General features: G+C 65.7%; 1 protein-coding gene. It reads left to right on the forward strand.

The genetic code is table 11. The features are described from left to right. Positions 1–677 precede the first annotated feature (677 nt). Complete coding sequence (ltrA, locus tag AB0H61_RS38985; protein ID WP_357313966.1) at positions 678–2,486, forward strand: group II intron reverse transcriptase/maturase; 1,809 nt, start codon at positions 678–680, stop codon at positions 2,484–2,486. Positions 2,487–2,563 lie beyond the last annotated feature (77 nt).

Here is a 2,563-nt window from a genome sequence, read left to right on the forward strand (position 1 = left end):
TGTGGGTGCGACGCGATGTCGCGTGTGTGAGTGAACTCGTGGGTAGGAGGTCAGTGATGCCGGTCGCGTAGTTCTCGGTTGGTGTTCGTGACCGATCCCCGCCTTGACGTGCGTCAACAGGTCCTGCTTGTTGGGGTGCGAAGCTCAGGGAAGAAGCCCAAGGGCCTCCGTTTCCGTCCGGAGGAGCGACCGGGCGAGGGGAAGGCCGGACGGGCGAACGTGAGTGAACCCTTGATGACGCCTCGTTATTTGAAGCTCGGGCAGACGGGATGGGGAACCGGGTGGGAGGACCTGGCCGCTGGCGGAGGCGGCAAGCGGCGATCGGAGGCCACAGGCCGGTCGTGCGAACACCGCTGGTCTCGGGGTATAGAGGGCGCCCTCCCCGGTCGCGTCTCGTGCACGCGGAACGTGGAAACCCCGTCGGGGTCCGGGCTTTCGGGCCTGGTAGGCCGATCGTGAGAGGGGCGGAAGCCCTCGGCGGGACAGGATGCTCAACAAGCGAATGCCGACGGCCGAAAGGCGGCGGGACTCGCGGCCGTGACGCCGTCTCCTCCTGATGGCGGGCCGATGGGGAACCGGTCGGATACCGGCCCTGGTGGCTGGGCTCGAAAGGGCGCTGACGTGAGCAGGTGAGCCTTTGAACACCGAGGCTGTTCGGCCTTGCGAACCGGAAGGGCATGTTGGACACCGTCGAGGTGAACGGACCGGAGGGCGTCTTCGACTGGAACGCTGTGGATTGGCGTGTCCATGAACAGGATGTAGCGAGGTTGCGGCGCAGGATCTTCAAGGCGACGCGGGAGCAGGACTGGGCGAAGGTCCGGTCGTTGCAGAAACTGATGCTGGGGTCGTGGTCGAACACGCTGTTGTGTGTGCGACAGGTTACCCAGCGCAACGTTGGGCGTCGGACGGCCGGAGTCGACGGGGAGACAGCACTTTCCGCCGATGAACGCGCGAACGTGGCGGTGCGGGCGCATCACACGCGCTCGTCGTGGGAGCCGGTGCCGGTCCGGCGCGTGTATATACCGAAAGCGAACGGCAAGCAGCGTCCGCTCGGAATTCCGGTGATCATGGACCGATGCCATCAAGCTCGGGTCCGTAACGCACTGGAACCGGAGTGGGAGGCCAGGTTCGAGGCCCGGTCCTATGGGTTTCGGCCCGGTCGAAGTTGCGCCGATGCGATCGAGTCGCTGTTCCTCACCCTCAAGGGGCCACGAGCCGCACGGGTGTGGATCCTCGACGCCGATCTGACGGCCGCGTTCGACCGCATCGAGCACTCCAGGGTTCTCGACACGATCGGGTCGTTCCCTGCCAGGGAGCTGATCCGAAATTGGTTGAAGGCCGGGGTAATCGAGGCAGGGCAGTTCTCCCCGACCGAGGAGGGCAGCCCGCAAGGCGGGGTGATCAGCCCCTTGCTGATGAACGTGGCGCTGCACGGCCTGGAAGAGGCCGCGGGTGTTCAATACCGCAGTACGACCGGCAAATACGCTGGAGCGGCAGTGGCGGGCACCCCGATTCTGACCAGGTATGCCGACGACCTGGTCGTCTGCTGTCATTCCGAGCAGCAGGCCGAACAGGTCAAATCGCGGCTCGCCGAGTGGCTGGCTCCGAGGGGTCTGGTCTTCAACGAGGACAAGACGCGCATCGTCCACCTCGAAGAACACGGCTTTGACTTCCTCGGTTTCAACATCCGCCGATATCGACGCGGCGGGCGGCCGGGCAAGCTGCTGATCAAACCGAGCCGCAAGGCGGTCAAGCGTATCCGCGAACGGCTGGCCGAGGAGATGCGCGGACTGCGCGGCTCCAACGCCGCGGCGGTGATCTCCCGGATGAACCCGATCATCCGAGGGTGGTCCACCTACTACCGGGGCGCGGTGTCCAGCAACGTATTCCGATCGCTGGATCACTATATGTGGCAGCTCACCTTCGGGTGGGCGCGCCGCACGCACCCGAACAAGCCGGGCAAGTGGATCGCACGCCGCTACTACGGACGGTTCAACAAATTCAGGAACGACCGATGGGTGTTCGGCGACCCCGGCACGACATCGAACACAGCCCGCGACAACACCGCGTGCCTGGTCAAGTTCTCCTGGACACCCATCGTCCGACACACGCTGGTCACCGGCCGGGCCTCACCCGACGACCCGGAACTGACCAGCTACTGGGCCCGTCGGCGACGCAAGGTCACACCCGCACTGGACAGCTATAACCGGCGCCTACTCGCCAGGCAGCACGGTCGCTGCCCGCTGTGCGCCGACCATCTGCTCACCGCCGACCAGCCCCCACAATCGCCTCACGAGTGGGAACGATGGTGGCTCAGCGTCGTCAAACGCGCCATCGCCGCCGAGTATCTGACCCACCACGGGCGAACGAACTCGCCGGACGACACCCGCCTGGTGCACGCCTCCTGCCACCGCAGCCTCCGCGCTCGGATACGCAGGAGCCCAACCGATTCCGCAACACCCGCATCGTCCTCGCGGCTTGCTTGAGCCGTGTGCGGTGAACAACCGCTCGCACGGTTCTGAGGGGAGGACGGCGCAGCAATGCGCCGTCCTTACCCGACATG

It is taken from the genome of Nocardia sp. NPDC050710, assembly GCF_040654375.1.
GTDB lineage: Bacteria > Actinomycetota > Actinomycetes > Mycobacteriales > Mycobacteriaceae > Nocardia.

Coding starts and splice junctions, on each gene's coding strand:
- ltrA (WP_357313966.1), top strand. CDS start 678: ATGTTGGACACCGTCGAGGTGAACGGACCGGAGGGCGTCTTCGACTGG.